Genomic DNA, 21,416 nt, shown 5'->3' with positions numbered 1-21,416 from the left:
GTTGTAACCTTCAGCCGGGCCGGGTTTTTACCCGGCCTATATTTTTTCCCTGTTGGATAATTGGTTTTTAATATATTTACATCCCTATTAATCATTACAACAGAATGCGATTTTTCATTCCTGTCATTGCCGTGGCTTTTTCAACAACCTGCTATGCTCAGCAACCATCAATAAACATTAGTACTGTCAAATCAAATGATGTTGCCAAACAGTATAAATCACTACTGATAACAGGGGAGGGGAATATGCAGGCAAGAATGTATATGGACAATGTTTCTTCCCTGCTCATTGAGGATTTGAAGAAAAGGAATATTGAGTGTCATTATGAATACCTGGGTGATGATACTAAAACAGATACAGATGAAGCCTTCAGAAAATTAAATAATAGTTCGTACAATGCTGTACTTCAGATGATGCCAATAGAACTTTCCGAAAAGAAGCGTCTGATAAATCAGAATGGTTTACTCTTAAGAACTACCAGTAATTTCAAAACACCTGTAAAATGGTCCACCACAAGGATGACCAATGACATAGACCTCATTATTACTGAAAAATCCGATAGTATTATCGTTTGGCAAGCCAATCTGAAAACTATTATCAAACCAACATCAAAAAGTATCTATAGAGAAATCTGTGACCAGGTGCTTACAACAATGGAACAGAATAAGATTATCCCCTATAAATAAACATATCCTTTTATACTTATGCGCCTTCTTCTACTCAGTATTGCTTTTATATTTTCAACGGTTGCCTCTGCTCAGAGGAAAACAATAAAACTGGAAACCTATAAGAAGAATGAAACAGTTAAGCAGTATAAACAGTTATTAATTACCGGCGAAGGTGGCATGCAGGCAAAAATGTATCTCAACAATCTTGCAAATGAACTCACTGAAAAACTGAAAGAAAAAAACATTCAGTGTCATTATGAATACCTGGGAGATTTCCACAAAGTTGATACAGAAGAGGCTTTTCAACGTGCAAAGTCCGGACAATACGATGCTATATTACGAATAGTGCCTTATGTCAGTGAAGAAACCATGCAGAAGTATGTACCAACCCAAGATCCTCTATATCCTGGTGTAGCAATTAATGCAGATCCGAAATATGTCAATTTCCTGACCAACGATTTTGACCTTACACTACAAGAAAATACGGGGACGGTGGTATGGCAGGGGCGCTTGAAAACAAATATCGATCCGCTGGCAAGAAATATCTACAAAAAGATAGGAGTCAAAATTATACAGGAATTCACAAAGAATCTTATTATTCCCGCTAAATAATCTGCCCTGATCTATATAAGATAAGGCTCTTTTAATATTGTTCCCCCTGGCAAGTGAGGACAATAAGATAATAATTTCCACATGAAGCGAGAAAATGGGCTCCCCTCGAAATAAGTCTGCATACGTAAGGCTTATAAAAGCATTACTTTTGCATCCTTATGATGCGGTTTTTACTTTCTACAGCACTGTTTTCCGGGCTTTTCCTGTCATCTTTTGCACAGGATACTTCAATATATGATTCTCATCAATATAAAAAAGGTATCTACAAAAGCTTTAAAGAATTCCGTTCCAACCAGCCTTCGGAAAATGGGACTTTGGTTGTGAAAGACAAAACACCTGCGGCCCAGATCTACCTGCTCTCTGCCCGTAATGAATTACGGATCATAGATTCTACCGGACAGGAACATAAAGTGAAAAATTTCTGGGGATATAGTGACGGTACTGCTGCATATATCCGGGACAATGGCCTGAACAAAATTGACGAAATAGGTTATTACTGTTTATATCAGGTACATGCTATCACTTCTGCCCCGGCTAACCGTGCCACAGAGGGAATTATCTTTAATAATACGCCTCCGGCCACTATCAGCAGAAAAGTATTGAATATAGTTACAGGAGATGTTTACGATCTCACATTATTCAATCTGCGCAGATATATCCTTCCCCAGGATACTGCTTTGTTACGTGAATTCAATGAAGACAAGAAGAATCGTGAAAAACTGGTTTATTACATCCAGAAATTTAACCAGAGAAATAACCCCACCTGGTAATATAATTGTGTATTTATACTCTCTTTTTTGCTAATTCCCCGTTTCGGGGTACAGATTTTGTTTAATTACGGAGTTAGAACAACAAATACCCTAAAGTGTTTTAATTCAGTAATTTACTGTAAGTAACTATTTCATAGTGGCAGCACCATCAACTACAGAGGAAAAACATCCCAATCGCCCCTGGTGGCGATGGCTTTTATGGACCGTTCTCGTCCTGTTATTACTACCGGTAATGGCTGTATTGCTTTTGCAACTGGAATCAGTACAGGACTACATCCGCCGGCAGGGGGAGTCTTATCTTCAAAAAAAACTGCATACCCGTGTGCGGATCGGTTACCTGCGTGCCCGTGGCTGGCAGTATCTGGAACTACGAAATGTGTTTGTAGCAGATACCAGCTCTCAGGCTCTTTTATACTCCGGTTCCCTGAAAGTACGGTACAATCTGTTGGCTTTTCTCAACAATGAACTACAGATCAATAGCCTCGAATGGGATACTTTACTGGTAAATGTATACAGACATCCCAAGGATACTACCTTTAATTATCAGTTTATTATAGATGCTTTCGTTAGTAAAAACGCTCCTCCGGATACTATTTCTCCCAAAACCGGCACTACCATCCAGTTTCATATTAAAGATGTGACCCTTAAACAGGTACGTGTTAGATATATAGATGCTCCAACGGGAATGAATGCTGTGATCACCTGGAAGGAATTACATGTAGATCCGGATGAACTACTGGTGGATGATGGACTGTATGCTTTTCGCGGTATCCGCCTGGATGGCCTGAAAGGATTTTTCAAACAGGAATACAAACCTAAACAACTTACCAGCGCAGCACCGCCACCAGCAGATACCAACAGCTCCGCTTTTCATCTTCTCTTTAAAAAATTACAGATCGAGAATAGTACCTTCCTCTATGCCGATGAAGGAAGCGGGATTTCAACTGCCTGGAAAATAGGAAAACTGCAATTACTGAATTCAAGTATAGACCAGGACTCTACACGCATTCTGGTGGGAGGATTAGAGATCGGCAATACCAACGGGATATTCACATTATCAGAAGCTCGCGATACCACAAAGCCGGTACCAACTGATTCTACACCAAATACCTGGCAGGTGCTGGCTACCAAGGCAGAGCTGGAACATGTAAACGTGAAATTCGATAATAATACCGCTCCGCCAAAACGTGGTGCTGGCAGTGATCCAGATTATAATCACCTGTTACTGAGTAACTTTACCACTCACATCAGCAACTTTCTCTATAAACCGGATACTATCAGTGCTATCCTTCATAAATTATCTGTTACGGATAAATCCGGGTTCGCCATCAAACAAGGCCACTTTGATTTCATCTTTACCCCACAATCGCTTTCTCTCCAGAATCTTTTACTGGAAACTAACAAAAGCCTGTTCAGAAAACAGATTGCAGTAAACGTTCCTTCATGGTCTACGCTGTCTAACAACATGGACCTTTTACTTCTTCGTGCTAATCTGGATTCTTCACATATCACACTGGCAGAATGGTTACCGTTTGTTCCCGGTGCACGCAGTAATAAATCCATGAACCCATTATGGGATAAGGAAATTATGCTGACGGCAGTAGTAAAAGGATCTCTTGGTAAGCTGATAATAGAGACTTTACGAATCGCTGATAACAAAGGAAACCGCATTCAAACACATGGTGAAGTAGAGCACGTAACAGATGCAGATCATTTATACGCCAACTTACCGGACATCTATATATTATCGGGAAATAAACCACTACGGTCATGGCTACCTGCTCATACACTCCCGGATACACCACGGTTACCGGAACAATTACTGATTACCGGTAATTTCCTGGGAGGTATGCAGGATATGAAAACGCAGTTGCAATTGAAAAGCAGCTCAGCCAATGCAAATCTGACAGCGCACCTCATAAATATTACAGACAGTATCCACAGCAGTTATGATGTGGCCCTTTCTTCTTTCCGCATAAATCCAGGCGTACTATTGTATGATACTACAATGGGATGGACAAGTGGGATGATGACGGCAACCGGCCAGGGATATTCATTTCCAGGTATGATTGCCAATGCGGTTGTACATTTAAATGATGCTTCCTACAAAGGATATACTTATCACGACATTGCTATACGGGCAAATATTGACAAGCAACAATTACATGCAGAGGGAGAGAGTAGCGATACCAGTATTGCATTGGTATTTAATGTGGATGGAACGCTGAATGATACCAGCCTGCAAACTTTACAGGCAAAACTGCAACTCGACAAAGCAGACTTATATGCTACACATCTTTATGCGGAACCCCTTCAACTGAAAGGAAATCTGCAAGCAGATTTTAGCAGTCTGGAACCCCGCCGCCTGGAAGGGAGTACCTTCCTGGACAGCTGGCAGATAGCCACTAAGGGACAGGTATACACAATAGATACCGTATCGCTGCTGGCACATTATCAGGACCAGCAATACCTTACTTTACAAGGACCCTTCGGTTTTATAAAAGCCAATGGTAATATTGATTATACAAAAATTGGTACTGCTTTCGGTCAGTTAATCAACAGACCATTACAACCTTATGATAGCGCTAAGCTGGTAAAACTGCCACAGGGGCAAATATTACAGTGGACAGCATCCCTGAACTGGCCACGGAACCTGCAGGCAATGCTGCCCGGCCTCCGGATGGAAAAGCCACTCACTCTTGATGGACGATTGAATACAGACAGTAGTTTGCTGGTACTAAATGCCGCACTGCCAAAATTAACATACGATTCCCTGCAGGTAGATAGCCTGCTTATTACAGCAAAAATCCTTGATACCACTCTGAAAGCTGATATATCTCTTGCCCAGCTACACCATAAAATAGTACCCCTCTATCATACAGCATTGAAAGCAACGGCATCTGCCGGCAGAGTAAACTGGGATCTCCTGCTGGATGATATAAAGCGCAATCCCAAATATAGAGTTGGTGGATATGTATCATTCCTTCCGGACAACGCGCTGACATTGTCACTAAAACCGGAATTGTTACTGAACAGGGAACATTGGAAAGTTGCTGAGGATAATCACATCCATATTCACAATGGTGTACCGGATACAGCCAACCTAAAAATATCTTACCAGGAACAATCTATAGAAGTACTGTCCCGGCCAGACAGCAGCAATAGTAAACTACCGGCTATACAAACTAATATTAAAGACTTCAAACTGTCTACCATTACGGCATTGCTGGCAGCAGATACCTTGCTGGCAAATGGAACACTGAATGCGCAGGCGCTGGTAAGCAATCTTGATAAATCCCCACTGATAAAAAGCACATTAAAAGTAGACAGTCTTGTATTCAGGGGTTCTAAATTAGGAACCCTGGATGCAAATGTGGAAACTCCACGGGCTAATCAGTATAAACTTACGGCCACGCTTACCGGAAACGACAATGATCTGAAAGTAGCCGGAACTTATGACACTACTATCAATGCCAATGTGGATATCAATCGTATCAACATGTCTTCCATGGAAGCATTTACATTTGGCAATGTTACCCGCATGCACGGTACGGCAGATGGAAAGTTCACTATCACTGGCACTACCGATAAACCTAAAATATTGGGAAATATACATTTCAGTGATGCCGGTGGTACCATTACTTATGTAGGAACTCCGCTTACCCTGCCGGACGAGAATATTGTAATTGATGAAAAAGGCTTGCTGTTCAACAAGTTTGTAATTGCCGATAGTTTGCGCAATGAGTTGATTCTCGACGGCCGGATCAATACAAAAGATTACTCCAGTTACAATTTCAATCTGGATGTCAATTCTGATAATTTTATGGTCCTGGGTAAACAGCAGAATCCTGATCAATTGTATTACGGCCCTGCTTTTATAGATACGAAAATCAAAATACGTGGTAATCTTGATCTGCCACGTGTAGATGCTTACATGAAACTTCGTGATAAGTCAAAGATTACGGTAACATTGCCAACTGAAGAACCCGGACTGGCAAACAGGGAGGGTGTGATCGTATTTGTGGATAAGTCTAACCCTATTGACTCGTCTCTGATCAAAGCAGTAGATAGTACTAAATTCCAGAATCCCCGTTTGAAAGGATTTAACTTTTCGGGCGTTGCGGAAATCACACCGGAATCTATAATCAAGATTATCATAGATCCTGTAAATGGCGATTTTGTAGAAGCAAAAGGAACGGCCAGCATTAATGCTACATTGGATGCCAGCAGCAAATTGAGTCTCACCGGTCGTTATGAAATTCAGGAAGGTAAGTATCAAATGTCGCTGAACCAGCTGATCAAACGTAGCTTCTCTATTGAAAAGGGAAGTGCTATCACTTTTAGCGGAGATGCTACCAATGCAGATCTTGATATTACTGCCAAATATACGGTGAATGCACCTGCCGCAGATCTGGTGCAGGATCAGTTGTCAAAGCTCTCAGAAACTGAGCGGAATAAATACAAACAACGTCTACCCTTCTTTGTGTACCTGAAAATAAAGGGAGAATTGCTTAAACCCGAAATATCCTTTGAACTGGATATGCCGGAATCAGATCAGAATGCATTTAATGGAAGTGTATATAATCGCCTCAAACAGATTAACCAGATTCCTTCAGAACTGAACAAACAGGTAATGGGATTACTGGTACTCAGCAGTTTTATTCCTGAAGATCCTTTGGCAGGAGAGGGCAGTGGCGACTTTGGTGTGAGCAATATGGCAAGACAGAGTGTGAGTAAAATCCTGTCTCAGCAGTTAAACAACCTGGCAGGAAACCTGATCAAAGGGATAGACCTGAACTTCGATCTGGAATCCAAAGATGATTACTCTACGGGGTCCCAGCAGGAAACAACCAATTTAAAAGTAGGTGCTTCCAAGAGCCTGTTCAATGATCGTCTTTCTGTTTCTGTTGGTTCAAATGTAATGCTGCAGGGTGAAAATCAGGCAAACCCAAGTTCACTGGTTGGAGATATCTCTGTAGAATACAAGCTCACAAAAGATGGCCGTTACCGTGTAAGAGTATACCAGCGCAATGATAACAGTACGGTAATAGAAGGACAGGTAGTTGAGACAGGCGTGGCATTTGCCCTGATCATGGATTATGATAATTTCCGCGAAATATTCCAACGCCCAAAATCAGATAAAAAGCAGGAAAAACTGCGAACTAAAAAACCCGTCAGCAAGAAATAAAATGGTTAGAAGAAACTGGCATATAATACCCCGTCTTCTTCCGGTGATTGTTGCTTTTTGCATCAGCGCCTGTAGTACTACGAAGTCCGTTCCGGAGAACGATCGTCTTTTTACAGGTACCACTATAAAATGGGATGGTAAAAAACCCCGTGATTATAGTACACTTAAAGAAGAGATGCAGAGTAGTGCGCGTCCTAAACCAAATAAGAAATTATTTGGTCTGCCCTTTCGTTTGTGGTTATATAATCTCGGCAAAGAGCCCAAGGGTAAAGGGTTGAACTATCTGTTGCGTCGTAAATGGGGAGAAGCCCCGGTATTACTCAGCCAGGCAAAACCAGATTATACAGCCAATGTAATGGAGCAATACCTGGTAGATAATGGTTTTTTTCAGGCGCTTGTCACCTCAGAAGTAAAACCCCGTGGAAAGAAAAAAGCATCCATTAATTATACTGCTACTCCAAATCGCCGCTACCGTATAAAAAGTGTTTCTTTTGTAACAGACAGTAGTGAGCTGGGCAAAGCAATTGCTGCCACACAGGAAGATACTCACTTGAAAATCAATCGTCCTTACCGGCTTGATAGTGTAAAAGCAGAACGTAACCGTATTCATAATATCTTAAAAGAACAGGGATACTATTACTTCACTCCGGATCATCTCCTGGTAGAAGTAGATAGTACCAATAATGGAATGGTAGATCTCTTTGTTACTGTCAAAGATGCTACGCCTTCTGCTGCCCGCCGCAAGTACCATATGAAGAACGTTACGTTGTATCCTGATTACTCTCTGGATAATGATTCCCTTTCCAGGAAGGGAACTCCGGTTTTGTATAACGGGTTACGGATTATTGATTCAACTAAGAAATTCAAACCCAGTGTTTTTGATCGCTCTGTGTTCCTGAAACCAGACAGCCTTTACCGCCTCAGTTCACATAATATAACATTGCGCAGGTTAACGGATCTCGGTACTTTTAAATTCGTAAAGGGGCAATTCAGACCAGTGAGAGGGGATAGTGCCCTGTTAAATGCCAGTTTTTTCCTCACGCCTTATCCACGGCGCAGCTTACAGGCGGAACTAAGAGGTACTTCCAAATCGAACAACTTTGTAGGTTCTGAAATAAAAGTAACAGCCCGTAACCGTAACTGGCTGCATGCTGCCAACCTGCTGGAATTATCTGTTTCAGGTGGATTGGAATGGCAGGTCGGCGGGAAAACAAGTTCTGTACAAACAGGAGGTAATTCATACAACTTCAAGGCGGAAGCTTCAGTAACCATCCCGCGGTTCTATCAGCCACTCTTCAATTTAAATATTCGCACACCATATGTACCCCGTACGCGTATTAGCCTGGGGTATGAATTGTACAGTCGCAGTCAGTTATATAATCTGAATGCATATACATTCCAGTTTCAGTATATCTGGCGTAAAACACAGTACCTGGAACAGAAATGGTCGCCGATAGCTATTACTTATGTGTTGCCTACCAAAACCACTGCGGGGTATGATGACATTCTGGCGAATGATCCCAGTCAACGTGCCGCTATTGAAAAGCAGTTTATCATGGGAGGTAATTATAATGTTACTTACAATAATCAATCGGCCAATCATACTCATAGTTTCTACCTCAGTGGAGATCTGGACTATTCCGGTAATATCTTCGGATTGATCATCCCAAAAGGAGATAGTTCTAAAAATATCTTCGGTAGTCCTTTTGCTCAATTTATCCGTGCAACAATAGATGCACGGCATTACTGGAAGCTGAGCCGGAAAACGACCTGGATCAACCGTATTTATGCCGGTTATGGTCTGCCATATGGGAATTCTTCTACCTTACCATTTGTAAAACAATACTTTATTGGTGGTAGCAGCAGTCTCCGGGGTTTCAGGGCCAGAACCCTGGGACCAGGATCTTACAGGGATACTTCCAGCCGGTATCTGGCCAATGAAGCTGGTGATATAAAGCTGGAATATAATTCAGAATTACGCACACGTCTTAGCGGTATTTTCAATGCCGCTGTATTTGTAGATGCCGGTAATATCTGGCTCAAAAACAGTGTGCCTCAGAAACCGGGTAGCGTTTTTAAAACAGGCACTTTTGGTAGCCAGATTGCAGTAGATGCCGGCGCTGGCTTACGCATAGATGCCTCCATAATAGTAGTAAGACTGGACCTTGCATTTCCTTTACGTAAGCCCTGGTTACCACAGAATGAACGATGGGTGGTTAAAGATGTAAAGTTTGGTGATCCCGACTGGCGAAAAGAAAATCTCATTCTGAATATAGCGATAGGATATCCATTTTAAAGAAACTGATTTATCTTAGGGGCAGAACTAGCCCCAATCTATAAAATGTAACCTATGAGAACATTACAATATACTCGCAATCTTTTTGTACTCTTTTGTACAATAGTGTTACTGGCTTCCTGTAGCAGGAAAATCACTGAAAATGGAAAAGCATCATACTATGCTGATAAATTTGAAGGACACCGTACTGCCAGTGGAGCAACATTTCACCAGAATGGTTTGACTGCAGCACATCGTACATTACCTTTTGGAACAAAGGTTAAGGTGACAAATATAGCGAACGGCCGTTCTGTTAAAGTACGTATAACAGACCGTGGTCCTTTTTCAGAAGGAAGGGTAATAGACTTGTCTAAAAAAGCAGCCCGGCGTATTGGTATGGTGAGTATGGGAGTAGCAGTAGTAGAGATAACATACAAAAAGAAAAAATAGCCCTTTTTTACCCTCTATTACTCAATTATCTCACATTTTTGTAGTAATTATTCTGTTTTTTTTGGAAATTCTCCTACAGTATTGTTATTTGCGCCGAAATCAGTTGCCATATTCCATGAAAAATGCACCTACTCCGGCAGAGGCTGGTATATGATGTGCTTGTTGAAGATGCAGGAATATTATATATCATGTGAAAAGTAACTGACATTGTTTTCTATCCAATCTCTATAATTCCCTTTTTTGTTTAGTTCTTTTCCGTACGTCTTATTGTTACGGTAATGTGTTTGCGTGTTAATATCCGTTTAGCAAACGGCTATGCCTGCTTAGGAATGTTATGTAACATTCTGAATTAATTTGTCTCCATATCCTATCTTACATAACCAAGTCCGCTGCCGGTGAAACTCTTCATCGGCAGCTTTGTTTTTGCAAGTATCGATTCACCGCTTTTAGTTATTCCTTTTAGCGTAACTGTTCAAAACACTGTTCTGTTTTAACAGAGTATGCAGATAACTCGCAGTAAACCGTTGCCCGTTTATGTTGTACACAGGATCTTTTAAAGAGGGGACTTCCCGCAAATCACTGCTATCAGGTGAGGAGTATAGAGAGAGAATAGCATTTTTGGCGAAGATGTTGGAAGCTGCAGGGTCCAGTATATACTGTTGATTATCATATGGAATGCGTAACGCTTCCCTTGCCAGTTTCAGATTTACGGCCAGGTTATTCACATATTCAGTAATAAAATACTGCCTGTTGAACGTTGAATCATTTCCAGATTGCAGCCCTGCCTTTGAAGCAGTAAGCAGTTCATCCATATATTTTACCAGCTTCGGATTATAAATGCTTACCGTAGGTACATAAAATTGCCAGACATCACTGATCCCATCCAGTGAAGCCACTGCTTCCGGTAAACTATTCCGCGCTTCAGGGGAATCAAAACCACTCAGTCCTAAGCACATGATTCTCACTAATTCTAATCGCATAGCATCAAACAACTGGGCATCTGTAGGTTCTATGCTTTCATGTTCATTTTGCAATCTGCCCAGCACCGATTTTAGTTTACTTGCTTCTACATAAGCTATTTGAGTATCTGCCGGATGTAAAACGGGGAATAATAATACTTCCAGCTCCTGAAAGCCCTGTAACCCTTCACGATGATGGTTTTCAGCTTTATCTATTACGGGACCATTAATAAATTGCGCTGTATAAGGATGAAAGTATTCCACCACGAGTTCTATTTTTTTATATGCCAGCCTGGCTTCCCTGAAAGACTGTTGTATAACTGCTTCCGACTGGTGTTGCGCAAGAGCCTCACATAACAGGTTTACCTTTTTATCCAGGTTATCAACAGATTGGTGATACCATTGCCGGGTACTGTTTACAGCAAGGGTCTTGCTACATTTCAGTTCAAAAATACTATAGCAGCAAATTACAAGGAGAAGCAGGGTGATGACAGTTACAACCACGCGCATAGTATACTTTTTAGTCGTCAATAAAGATCACAGCGCTGCATCCTCTGCCAAGTGGCATGACTATGGCAACAGTTGCAGGTTCTACTAAAATAACCTTTGCATGTTAACTCCCTGTTACGGCAATTTTAAGTTAATTTTATCAAACCGGAATTATTCAGAATGCAGAAACAAAATCGCATATTGCCTATTCAAGGTGTGCTGGGGACCTTAAATCCTTTTAAGGAAAAGAAACAGCGTATTATGAATTACAACCCGGCAACGGGTCCTATCAATCGCAGACTTACACACTGTGAAAAGATTTCTTTATTTGATTATAACGCAGAACATTGCGAAGAGCTATCTACTAAAGATCAATCTGTTATATTTAAATTTCTTGAAAGCCCGGATGCAACCTGGGTGAATATTGACGGGATCAATAAGGAAATGGTACATGAAATATGTACCCGTTATAATATTCACAACCTGCTCGAAGAAGATATAATGAGTATTGGCCAGCGCGCCAAAATGGATGAAATAGGGAACTACCTGTTTTGCTTGTTGCCCATGGTTTATTTTAATGAGGAGACTTCAACGATAGAACAGGAGCAGATAAGTATTGTACTGGGTAAACATTTTGTTATTTCTTTCCAGGAAGATGCCCATAGGGATGTATTTGATACCATCAGGGAAAAACTACGGATTCCCCGTTCCCGGATCCGTAGTGCGGGCACCGATTATCTCTGCTATTCTTTACTGGATATTATTGTAGATAGTTACTTTACCGTTATCGAAAAATTGGGGGAACGGATAGAACTGATGGAAGAATTGATCCAGCATCAGCCCAATACCCGAACGCTTGCCAGAATAAATTTCCTGCGACGGGAGCTTTTACTATTGAAACGGGCCATTGCCCCTGTCCGGGAACTGATTAATGGTTTTATGAAAAGCGAAAGTGATTTGCTGGATGAACGTACTACAAAATATTTCAAAGATGTATACGATCATATAATCCAGGCCAATGAACTTGCAGAGAATTACCGGGAAATGATACTGAATCTTCAGGAACAATATCATACCCAGATAAATCTCAAGATGAATGAGATTATGAAAGTGCTGGCAGTTGTAACTACCCTGATGGCCCCTCTCACTCTGGTTGTTGGTATTTATGGTATGAACTTCGACAATATGCCGGAATTACATGAACATTACGGCTATTACACTGTGATGGGTATCATGTTTACAATGTTAGTAGGTATGATCACCTTTTTCCGCAAACGGGGATGGTTCTAACCCAGCTATTTCTTTTTGTAGATAGGCACTGTTGAACAGGGTTCTCCATACATAATGCTTTTTACCACCGGGCGTAGTAACCTGGTGATTTCCACATAGGCAGCTTCTCCGGCGCCTTTATCCCCACATCCTTTAATAACAATGCGCTGATCAGCATATTTACTTACATCAATGGCTCCCAGTTTTTTCATAAACTGTGTTTGGTGTAATGTTGCTTTGTTTCCAAAAGCAGCAAAACTGGCCACTGGCTCCAGGTAAGTCATTACCAGCATATATCCCCAGAAAGGTATTACCGCATCTGCAGAGCAGGTGATAGCTACAATTTTATTCCGGTACTGTTCCCAGTCCAGACCTTGCATGGCCGCACGGAAGTCTTTCTCTTTCAATATCATTTCCATGAACAGATGTTCCTTCATATCAAACTCCACAATTTCTTCCTGCGGATAGTAATCTTCCAGGTCCAGTGTAATAAGACCACTCTGTGCTACTTTATTAACAATCTCTTCCATAATCCACGTTTCTACAAAATTACTAAAAATGTGTGTCCTGATGATAAGAGATACCTGGGTACAAAAAGGTGGAGCAAGATTTATTCCTATTATTCCAAAATGGGTTCCCTTAAATGCAGAAAGCCTCCCGGTGAACCGGGAGGCTTTCTGCATATCTATCAGTTATATAATTTCCTTAAAAAAACTTCGCTCTGTTGTCTTCTACTTTATTCAGTTTTTTCAGCACTTCATACAACTGACCGTCCAGCATGGATCTTACACCCTGCTCGTAAGCCCTGCTTACTGTTGTTGCATCCTGAGGTTGAGTATTTGGCTGTAAAGCATCTACTTTAATAACATATACTCCTCCATTACCTTCAATAGGAGCAGATACTTTTGCTACACCCAGATCTTTACTGAAAGCAGCACCTACTACGCGGGGTTCAAAACCCATAGAAGCAATAAATGGAGTACTGAAGTTAATACCATCTGCTTTCATTTCTGGTTGGTTCACTGCTTTAGAAGCAGCTTCCAGTGTTGCAGGTGATTTCAGCTTTTCTATAATCTGGTCTGCTTTTTTATTCTTTCTTACTTCAGCTTCTACCTGAGGTCTTACTTCATCAATTGAAGCAGTACCTTCTTTGCGGATACCGCTAAGTACGGCTACAACATATTTATCTTCAAAAGTAAATACGGTACTTATGTCACCTTTCTTAGCATCATAAGCCCAACGTACCAGGTCACGTGCCTGACCTATACCAGGAATTACGAAATCCATCGGACGAAGGTTATCAGCCAGACGTTTGTTCAAACCTTTTTCCTGGATAGTTTTTTCAAAAGCTTTCTGGTCGTGGTTCTGAGAAGCAAATTCGTTGGCAGCTGCATATGCTTTGCTGTCAGTTTCTTTGCTGGCATCTACTGGTTTACCCAGGTAAGCTACCTTAACAGCCGGACCCATATTTTTCTGATCCAGTACTTCTATCAGATGGTAACCGAACTGAGTTTTAACAACACCCATACTTCCTTTTGGCTTTTCCATCGCAAAGTCTTTAAATTCTTTCACGAAAGGAGTAGCAGGAGTCATATCATATTCTCCACCGGTAGCTTTACTACCCGCATCATCGGAATATTGTTCTACCAGTGCTTTGAAATCAGCACCACCTTTTATAGCATTTTCAATACTGTCTATACGGATCTTGGCAATAGAATCCGGTAAACCTTCACCACTCTGCGGATTTTTTGTACCTATTAATATATGACGCACTTTCACACTGTCCGGCATTGTTTTGCGATCAATCATTTTCGCAAATACGATCAGGTTGTTATCATAATAAGGTCCGAACACTGTTCCTACCGGTAAATTTGCAATGGTATCTTTCTGTGGAACCATCAGCGCTTTCTTTGATACGTAACCGTCAAAGAAAGGAATGTCTGAATTACGCTTGATAAAGTTCTCTATGTCAGAAGCACTTGTAGTGTCCAGTTCCTGTTTGGTTTCGAATAATGATTTCAGTGCAACTGCAGTATCTTCAGAAGAAGGCAATGCATCGAAAGTCAGATATTCAACTTTGCGTGCTTCTTCTGTTTTGAACAGTGCTTTGTGATCATCTATATAACTCTGCAGTTCGCTATTGCTCACCGGAATGGTAGAGTCAGCTATAGAAGCATAAGGTACAGATACATATGATAATGATGCAAATTGTCCATTATCTTTCAGTTGCTGTTCAGCCAGCCATTTTGGATAATAAACAGCCTGTTTGATCAGCGCGCTATATTTATTCTGTAATCTTGACTTAATAATATATTGTTCCAGTTGTTGTAATGCAGTACGCATTCTTCCTGACTGGTCCTGACCGATGCTCTGTAATGCCTGTTGCATTTGTGCACGATCAAACTGGCCCGTTTTAGGATCAGTAAATTGCTGAACAACTACCGGATTTGGGTTTTTACCGGTAAACTGGTCAACCAGTTCACTTTCAGTTACCTGAATGCCCAGTTTTTCATACTGAGTATTCATGATCTGTTCATTTAAGAACTCATTCCATGCCTGTTCACGTGCATACTGACGGGTCTGTTCGTTAACAGCTCCATTAGGGCTCTGCTGGCGATATCTGTTTACAGCTTCATCAATACGTTGCTGATATTCACTGATATCCAGTTCTTCTCCGTTCACTTTACCTACGCTGGTAGAACGACGACCGATTGAACTCTTGCCAAAAAAGGCATCCTGCAACAGGAAACTAACAATAGCCAGGCAAATCACTACTACGATTACCACAGCATACTTATCCCGGATCTTCTGAATAACTGACATATATTATATAGTCTAATTTTTAAGGAAAGCAAAAATAGAATAAAATTACTGTAACTACAAAACAGTTTTTTTTAGCTCAAACCCAATACAGTAAAGGGTTTCAAGATAAATGCAAGAAGTGTAATTAAGGGTTCATTCACAGGTTATCCACATTAATTACGTTTTTAGACTCAGTTTGTGCATAACGCAAGAGATAATTAATACAGCCACAGGCTTTAGATTGCTCGTTTGACATATTGGAAAAGTATAGGTTCCATTATTCACATTTTTAGGAAGTCATTAGTTTCATCCACATAAAAATGTGTATAAAAGTGAAAGTAAAACTAAAAAAGCAAAATCACCAGCTTAAAAAAATTTAATTGTCTTTATCCACATACGTTGTTAAAAACTCCGGGAAAAAGATCCAATATCATGGGAAAAACCATCAGTTCAGGACCGCAAAACTAATTTTGTTATTTCCGGCCGAAGCTGTTTGGGGTACAAAAGGGTCCTTTTGTGAATTGTTATTAGTTGCTGTTAACACTTTCTTAATACAGGGAGCCCAACAAAAATATACACGAAGAAGGATATCCACGGGTGTGGATGAAAGTAGCTAAATTCAATACTATGGCTCATCGGCATTGTTAATTTCGTGTGAATAGAGCATACAAAAAGAATAACAACTACATTTGTATCGGAAGCAAAAATTAACTTTTCACATATTCACACCCCTAATAGTAGTGGGTTCTTCTTTCTTTAAATAATAAACTATATATATAATTATGATGAAGGAGCTGAACATTGCAAAAAATGAATTGCAACGAAAAGGTTTCCTGGATTTGCCAGTTGATGTGAGTCTGGATCTTTTCGCAGAAATCGAAAGATTGAAAAAAGAGAAAAATGCAATCGTCCTGGCACATTACTACCAGGAACCGGATATCCAGGATGTGGCAGATTACATCGGCGACAGCCTGGGGCTTAGTCAACAGGCGGCAAAGACTGATGCAGACATCATCGTTTTTGCCGGTGTGCACTTCATGGCTGAAACAGCAAAGATTCTCAGTCCACAGAAAAAAGTACTTTTACCAGATCTGAAAGCGGGCTGCTCCCTTGCTGACAGCGCACCTCCGGAGTTATTCAGGAGGTTTAAGGAAAAGCATCCCGACCATCTTGTGATTTCTTACATAAACTGTTCTGCAGGAATCAAAGCACTCAGCGATATCATTTGCACGTCTTCTAATGCCGAAAAGATCATCGAAAGCGTCCCCAAGGACCAACCGATCATTTTTGCCCCCGACAGGAATTTAGGGGCTTATTTGGCCCGTAAAACGGGAAGAGACATGTTACTCTGGAATGGAGCATGCATGGTACACGAAATTTTCTCCCTGGAAAAGATAACAAAATTGAAGATCAGACACCCGAAAGCCAAGGTGATAGCGCATCCGGAATGTGAGGCAGCTGTTCTGGCAGTAGCTGATTACATCGGTTCAACTACAGGGCTGTTAAAATTTACCCAGCGGGACGATGCAAAAGAGTACATCGTTGTAACTGAAACGGGGATTTTACATCAGATGCAAAAAGAAAATCCCGGAAAGACTTTCATACCTGCACCACCTAATAACGCGTGCGCTTGTAATGATTGTCCGCATATGAAGCTTAACACACTGGAAAAGTTATACTTATGCATGGAATATGAAGAACCGGAGATTACGATGAATGAAACGCTTCGTATTGCTGCAAAGAAACCTATTGAAAGAATGTTGGAGATAAGTGCACAGTATGGATTGTAGTTAATATGTTGATATATAATATGTTATAGGTTTTATTATTTATTATATTACTGAAAGGCCCTGTTATTCACATAACAGGGCCTTTTTTTATGCGGAAGAAGGGCTTATGAATGGAATAAATGAAACACGTGTCCACCAATATACCAGTAAATTCATTCTTGCGGCCTTCAAAATAGAAGGCTTTATAGATGCGATAAAATAAAATATACGGGGAATACTACGGTATATTAAATTCTCAGGGCCTTCACGGATTTAACTTTATTAGACAGTTATACACATCTGATTCACAAATGGACTCATTTTAGTCCTCCATCACAGGAAAGAATTGTTCCGTTGATATATGTGTTTGATATCAGACTGAAAATGGCATTTGCTACTTCTTCCGGTTTCCCAATACGCCCTACACAAACCTGTTTTGAAAATTGTTCGAAGGTTGCTTTTTTATCCTGCTCATTTAAAAAGTTCCACCAGTCAGTATCTATCACTCCGGGAGATACAGCGTTAATACGAAGTGGTTGTAATTCTTTTGCAAGAATAGGAACCATTATTTCAAGTGACCCATTTATAGCAGCAAGTCCGGATGTACCTGGCAAACGTGCGCTGCTTGAAGTAGCAGTAACAGTTGTTATACTTCCGTCTTTTTGCAGATAGGGAAGTGCTGCTTGTATCGTTTGGAGCTGAGCCCAGAATTTTGCTTCGAAACCTTCCCGCAAATCTGCAAGTGAAAGTGTAGAAAATGGACCGCCTCCTTTTGCACCACTTACCGCAATAACGAGGTGTTGAAAAGTTCCATTCTCTGAAAAGAATTTCTGAAGGCTTTGGGTATTTGAACTGTCCAGGTGAACAGCCTTCAAAGTTGGGAATTCATTTTTTACTTTTTCAAGTTTTGACTGATCCCGTCCTGTAATTGTAATGGAAGCATTTTGTGCCAGAAGTAATTTAGCAGTTGCTAATCCAATTCCTGATGAACCACCGGCAATGACTATTTTCTGATGTTGCAAATTGTTTAACATGATCTGTTATTTTAACAGATCAAAGTTGCGAAGATGGGGAAACTATAAATTGTTTGAATGATGCGATGTATTGATCAGATTATGCTTCGTTAGTTTGTTGCCGATAGGAGAGAGGAGTTTTGTCAGTAAGATTTTTAAAGAAGTGACTAAAAGCAGCGGGTTCACTAAAATCCAGTTGATAAGCAATTTCTGCTGCAGAGAGGGTAGTGTATTTTAATAAAACTTTTGCTTCCTGTATCAACATTTCGTTGATAGCATCGGAAGCAGTTTTTCCAGTAGTATTTTTTATAATCCGGTTTAGGTGATTAGGAGTTACGTGTAATAATCTTGCATAATCGGATACTTGTCGGAGTTGTAGAAAATGCTGACCTACCAGTTTATAAAAAGAAGTAACCAGATTTGTTCCTGTCTGTGGATCTCCTGTTATTTTTCCCAGTTCTTGTTTTTCATAAATACGCCTGGCTGTGAGCAGTAAAAGATAGAGGTACATTTTTACAGCGGTGGCCCGGCCGGAATGTTCTTCCTGTACTTCTTTGTTTATTTGTAGGAAGAGGGAATTGAGTTCATTTATTTCTATATCACTACAATGAAACAACTGGATTCCTGCATGATGAAGAAATGGAAATTCCTGGTTTATGTGTGTTGATGGGATGAGTGTTTCCAGGAAAGAAGGATCAAAAAGAATATAATAACCAAATATATCAGGACTAATATTCCACTTTGAATGTACTTGTCCGGGTATAGTAAAACTGATAGTTCCGGGTATTGCATGAAAGTGTTCCAGTCCAATCTGCATTTCTAATGAACCTTGCAACATAATGCCTACCCTGTAGAAGTTTGATTTTGCAGGACCGTAACTACCTTTTACTCCTTCAGTAGAGTATATTTCAAAACCAGGAATATGTTTATGAACCGGAAGTTGGTGATATCCGAAGTGATCGGGAATACTTTTATCACGATGATGTTCCTGATGGGAAGGGTCCAACTGGTAAATGGGAACAAAATTGCCGGATGTTTTCATACGATTAAATTAAAGAATGATCAATCATAATGTTAGCATAATTGATCATTCGAAGGTAATTGGAAAACTATAAAAGTTCCTCTACCCATATAAAGTCAGCTTCAGTTTTGCGGAGGGAAAGATTATAGCCAGCAACCATGATAGATATTGGATCTCCAAGCGGAGCTATTTTTTCAATCTTTACAGTCTCTCCGGGAACACATCCCATCTCCATTAGTTTGATGTGGAGATCATCTTTTTCAAAAGCTGTTATGACTGCACTTTTTCCTATAGCAAGGGAAGACAATTTGATCGCTCCTTTTTTCATCCTTAGTTATTTAATCTTTTGATTCAGATGCTTCCCTACTTAGTATATCTTTCTGCTTACTATGTTTGGATACCTGTTGTTTGAATATATTGATTCGAATGGGGAACAGATAATAAATGAATAGTGTAAAGGTAGGGGGTAAGTACCAATCGAACAAAGACTGATATACTGCTAATTAGAAATTTCACTATACTTTTACATTCGTAATTTAATAACGAAAGGATCTGTTATATGGCTATCAATTTTACTCCTTATGAAGTGAAGGTGAATCTGAAAAATAAAACGAAGTTAAAGGCTTTTCTAAAGGAGCGTTTTGCAAAAGAAGGGCAGGGGTTAAAGAATTTACAGTATGTTTTCTGCACGGATGAGTACCTTTTGCAGATAAATCAGCAGTTTTTGCAGCATGATACCTTTACGGATATTGTAACTTTTGAGCTTGGAACAAACCCCAAGGTAACAGAAGGGGAGATTTATATTAGTGTTGATAGGGTAAAAGACAATGCGGTTAAATTCCAGGTAAGTGAAGAGCAGGAGTTGCACAGGGTAATTTTTCATGGAGCATTGCACTTATGTGGTTATAAGGATAAGAATAAAGAGCAGTCTGCTACCATGAGGAAGAAGGAGAATGAATATCTTGAACTATACTTTGGTCAGGTTTAATGAATATGTTCCACGTGGAACATTGGTAAATATATCTGCTCCCGGATTAAGCTTTAGTCTTTATCCGGGAGTTTGTATTTACATCAGCAATCTATCTACAGGTATCTTAAATCCAGAATACTATTTTGAAGAGCTCCCCAGGTGTTTATAGATATTAGAATACTCTTTGAAATAGAAAGGTATTTCGAACATCCTTTTTATTCTCTCTATAACTATTAGGAGTGCCCCTTCATTAGAGAAGGTATCTCAACGTCCCCTACAATTTGTAATACTCCTGGGTGTTTATGATAATAAGGGGAACCCTTATTAGGAGATAGTATTCCAATCCCTTACAATTTATAATACTCCAGGGAGTTATGGTAATAAGGGTTCCTCTTATTAGGGGATAGTGTTCCGACTCCCTTGCAACTTATAATACTCCAGGGAGTTATGATAATAGGGATTCCTCTCATTAGGGGATAGTATCCCAATCCCTTACAATTTATGATACTCCTGGGAGTTATGATAATAAGGGTTCCTCTTATTAGGGGATAGTATTCCAACTCCCTTATAATTTATAATATTCCTGGGTGTCTATAATTATTAGAGGGGGCCTCTCATTAGGGATATGGGATCTCAACCGTCCTAACAATTTGCATACTCCTGTATTTATAATACTCCTGGGTGTCTTATGACTATCAGGAATTCCTCTTCATTAGAAAGTCTATCCTACCTCTTCAATTTGTAATACCTCTGAGTGTTCGTGATTAATAAAAGTCCTTTCATTAAAAAGGGTATGTCAAGCCTTGCTAAAATTTGCCAATACTCCAGGAGTCTAGGAGTACCCTCTTTATAAAATCTATCCGTGGTTGCTTGCAATTTTGAAATACTCTTATGTGTCTTCATTTAAGAATGATCCTTTGTCCAACGTTAACAAGGTTCGTAGTTGAGGGTGTTCATTGTAATTAATTGGGGAATCTATTAGAAGAACCTGGTAGTGGGATAGATGGTTCTTTAATACTTTTATAAAGTATAAGTAAAGCGAAGTAAAAGCATATATGAAGCATATCTCTTCCATATAACTAATCTCACGCAATCTCTTTTTTGAGCTGTTGGAGTTTCCTTTCCAGGTAGGCTATTTTTGCTTGTTGCCGCTTTTGTTTG

Annotated in this window: 15 protein-coding genes; 9 read left to right on the top strand and 6 right to left on the bottom strand. The window is 40.1% G+C overall.

Translation table 11 applies throughout. From position 1 onward, the window contains the following. Nucleotides 1–104 precede the first annotated feature (104 nt). From BM176_RS31830 to BM176_RS31805, 6 genes are all read left to right on the top strand, one after another. On the top strand, nt 105–686 hold the full coding sequence (locus BM176_RS31830; protein WP_090108460.1) for a hypothetical protein: 582 nt from the start codon (nt 105–107) through the stop codon (nt 684–686). An 18-nt stretch (nt 687–704) separates the two neighbouring features. Next, the gene (locus BM176_RS31825; RefSeq protein ID WP_090108459.1) at nt 705–1,280 is read left to right on the top strand and encodes a hypothetical protein; all 576 of its coding nucleotides are present in this window, start codon (nt 705–707) and stop codon (nt 1,278–1,280) included. Between the two features lie 158 nt (nt 1,281–1,438). Continuing rightward, nucleotides 1,439–2,050 (top strand): hypothetical protein, encoded by a 612-nt coding sequence (locus BM176_RS31820; protein ID WP_090108458.1) that lies wholly within the window; start codon nt 1,439–1,441, stop codon nt 2,048–2,050. 136 nt (nt 2,051–2,186) lie between these two features. Further along, nucleotides 2,187–7,238 carry a translocation/assembly module TamB domain-containing protein gene (locus tag BM176_RS31815; protein WP_143097979.1) on the top strand — a complete coding sequence of 1,684 codons (5,052 nt, stop codon included), beginning with the start codon at nt 2,187–2,189 and terminating at the stop codon, nt 7,236–7,238. 1 nt (nt 7,239) lies between these two features. Beyond that, nucleotides 7,240–9,534: a translocation and assembly module lipoprotein TamL gene (locus BM176_RS31810; RefSeq protein ID WP_177230628.1), complete on the top strand. Its 2,295-nt coding sequence runs from the start codon at nt 7,240–7,242 to the stop codon at nt 9,532–9,534. Between the two features lie 54 nt (nt 9,535–9,588). Further along, nucleotides 9,589–9,963, top strand: coding sequence for a septal ring lytic transglycosylase RlpA family protein (locus BM176_RS31805; protein ID WP_090108455.1), 375 nt, complete (start codon nt 9,589–9,591; stop codon nt 9,961–9,963). A 446-nt stretch (nt 9,964–10,409) separates the two neighbouring features. On the opposite strand, the gene BM176_RS31800 is transcribed toward BM176_RS31805, so the two are convergent. Next, entirely contained in the window at nt 10,410–11,432 is a 1,023-nt protein-coding gene (locus tag BM176_RS31800) for a hypothetical protein (protein ID WP_090108454.1), read from the bottom strand. Between the two features lie 159 nt (nt 11,433–11,591). Here BM176_RS31800 and corA point away from each other — a divergent pair, with 159 nt between their 5' ends. Further along, nucleotides 11,592–12,701, top strand: coding sequence for a magnesium/cobalt transporter CorA (gene corA, locus BM176_RS31795; RefSeq protein ID WP_090108453.1), 1,110 nt, complete (start codon nt 11,592–11,594; stop codon nt 12,699–12,701). 5 nt (nt 12,702–12,706) lie between these two features. On the opposite strand, the gene BM176_RS31790 is transcribed toward corA, so the two are convergent. Next, complete coding sequence (locus BM176_RS31790; protein WP_255373628.1) at nt 12,707–13,363, bottom strand: DUF2480 family protein; 657 nt, start codon at nt 13,361–13,363, stop codon at nt 12,707–12,709. 22 nt (nt 13,364–13,385) lie between these two features. Next, nucleotides 13,386–15,503: a peptidylprolyl isomerase gene (locus tag BM176_RS31785; protein ID WP_090108452.1), complete on the bottom strand. Its 2,118-nt coding sequence runs from the start codon at nt 15,501–15,503 to the stop codon at nt 13,386–13,388. A gap of 764 nt (nt 15,504–16,267) precedes the next feature. Here BM176_RS31785 and nadA point away from each other — a divergent pair. Further along, nucleotides 16,268–17,272: a quinolinate synthase NadA gene (nadA, locus tag BM176_RS31780; RefSeq protein ID WP_090108463.1), complete on the top strand. Its 1,005-nt coding sequence runs from the start codon at nt 16,268–16,270 to the stop codon at nt 17,270–17,272. 296 nt (nt 17,273–17,568) lie between these two features. Here nadA and BM176_RS31775 read toward each other — a convergent pair whose 3' ends face one another. From BM176_RS31775 to BM176_RS31765, 3 genes are all read right to left on the bottom strand, one after another. Next, on the bottom strand, nt 17,569–18,285 hold the full coding sequence (locus BM176_RS31775; RefSeq protein ID WP_090108451.1) for an SDR family oxidoreductase: 717 nt from the start codon (nt 18,283–18,285) through the stop codon (nt 17,569–17,571). A 79-nt stretch (nt 18,286–18,364) separates the two neighbouring features. Further along, nucleotides 18,365–19,306 carry a helix-turn-helix domain-containing protein gene (locus tag BM176_RS31770; protein WP_090108450.1) on the bottom strand — a complete coding sequence of 314 codons (942 nt, stop codon included), beginning with the start codon at nt 19,304–19,306 and terminating at the stop codon, nt 18,365–18,367. Between the two features lie 67 nt (nt 19,307–19,373). Further along, entirely contained in the window at nt 19,374–19,613 is a 240-nt protein-coding gene (locus BM176_RS31765) for a FeoA family protein (protein ID WP_090108449.1), read from the bottom strand. 231 nt (nt 19,614–19,844) lie between these two features. Between BM176_RS31765 and ybeY the strand changes: the two genes are divergently transcribed. Beyond that, a complete protein-coding gene (gene ybeY, locus BM176_RS31760) occupies nt 19,845–20,273 on the top strand; it encodes an rRNA maturation RNase YbeY (protein WP_090108448.1) in 429 nt (142 codons plus the stop codon). Nucleotides 20,274–21,416: the final 1,143 nt, after the last annotated feature.

Source organism: Chitinophaga sp. CF118 (genome assembly GCF_900112615.1).
Classification (GTDB): domain Bacteria; phylum Bacteroidota; class Bacteroidia; order Chitinophagales; family Chitinophagaceae; genus Chitinophaga.
Note: the sequence above shows the minus strand (reverse complement) of the source record. Positions and strands in the feature narration are given on the sequence as shown.